The 1537-nt window shown below is 63.0% G+C and carries 1 protein-coding gene; it reads right to left on the reverse strand.

Annotation, left to right across the window (positions count from 1 at the left end; genetic code table 11):
- Positions 1-232 precede the first annotated feature (232 nt).
- Positions 233-1438, reverse strand: a complete 1206-nt coding sequence (locus tag Q0602_RS07360) for an IS110 family transposase (RefSeq protein WP_082051511.1) — start codon at positions 1436-1438, stop codon at positions 233-235.
- Positions 1439-1537 lie beyond the last annotated feature (99 nt).

A 1537-nucleotide genomic window follows, 5' to 3' on the forward strand; every position in this document is an offset into this window, starting at 1 on the left:
TACATGTGATTGTCCTCAATGCCTACGGCTCAGGAAGCGAGGGGCTATCAGCGACGGTGGATCTCTCTGGTATTCGTGGGTTGGGTACCGACCTGTCATCACTTCGTCGCGGAGCTACCCTGGTCTACAAGCGAGGGTCACTCCGCCCCGGAGGGCGGAGGCCTCATAGGAGGGTCAGGGGGTCTCCCACCGGCCCGACGCTCCCTGAGCCGTAGGCACTGGGACGCGAGGATCATGCGGTAGCCCGGCTGCCATGCGGCTTGCCCATGGCCTCACAGGCAATCGCCCACAGGAAACCAGCCAACTCACGCGCCACCGCGGTGGTGACCTGCTGCTTGGCTTTGCCCGTGGCGGACAGGCGACGGTAACGCCCGCATAAGCGCTTCTGCGCTTCCCAGGCGATCGCCTGCACCGTTGGCGAGGTCTTCTCGGCGCGCTGCTCAATGATTCGTGTCTTGCGGGCCGGGAAGCGGTAGCTCCAGGCGGCTTCCACCAACACCCGTCGCACGTGGCCATTGCCGGTCTTGGTGATACCGCCCTGCCGCCGGCTACCACCGCTCGAGTGCTCGCTGGGCACCAGCCCCAGGTAGGCCATCAGTTGGCGGGGCGAATCGAAGCGCGTGATATCACCGAGCTCCGCCAGCACCGTCATCGCAGTGATCAGACTAACGCCGCGCATCGCCTGAATCGACTCGACCACTGGCGCCAGTGACCAGGTGGGCAAGGCGGCTTCCATCTGCTTCTCCAGACCGGCCACCCGACGCTGGGCCTCCTTCACATGATCTACATACTCTTGCAGCACGATCTGCTGAACCGGGGTGTCGAAGCGAACTGTTTCCTCCAGCCAGCGAAAGTATGCCGGCCCCCATTTGCTCTTGCCGGGATAGATCTTGCTGTGTCGTAACAGAAAGGCGTTGAGTCGCTGTCGAGCGCGGAGTTCGCCCGCCTTCATGTCCTCCCGAGCGCGGGTCAGGTCACGAATCGCCTCTTGTTCCGGCGTGGGCACCCACACTGGGGTCAGCTCACCGGAGCGCGAAAGTCGGGCCAGCATCTGCGCATCTCGCCGATCGGTCTTGATACGGTCCCCGGCACGCTGGGGAATCAGGGTTGGAGCGACAACCTCGCAGTCATGGCCGCTGGCCTGGACCTGGTGATAAATCCCATAACCACAGGGGCCGGCCTCGTAACTGAACAGCAGGGGCTGCCCAGCGAAGCGCTCGCTCAGCTGGCGAACCAGCTTGTCGATGGCCTTGGGTTCGTTGGGAATCTCACCGCGGAACTCGGGCGCCTGGCGCCCGATCTCGGCGATGGCCACCGAGATGCTGACCTTGTGCACGTCCAGGCCAATATAAGCGGCATGGACGTTGCCGGCGGCGCTGACACGCTGGGCAACGGCCCGCTCGACAACAGCTTGCTGAGTTGCGTTAGACTGTTTCATGACCTGCCTCCCTCAATAGTGGCTCTGCATTTTGGTCCCTACCTCAACGTAATCCACGACGTTGAGGAGGGGCAGGTCAATCCATGATGTCTACTCGAT

It is taken from the genome of uncultured Salinicola sp. (assembly GCF_937921195.1).
In the GTDB taxonomy this organism is placed as follows: Bacteria; Pseudomonadota; Gammaproteobacteria; order Pseudomonadales; family Halomonadaceae; genus Salinicola.

Coding starts and splice junctions, on each gene's coding strand:
- Q0602_RS07360 (WP_082051511.1), bottom strand. CDS start 1,438: ATGAAACAGTCTAACGCAACTCAGCAAGCTGTTGTCGAGCGGGCCGTT.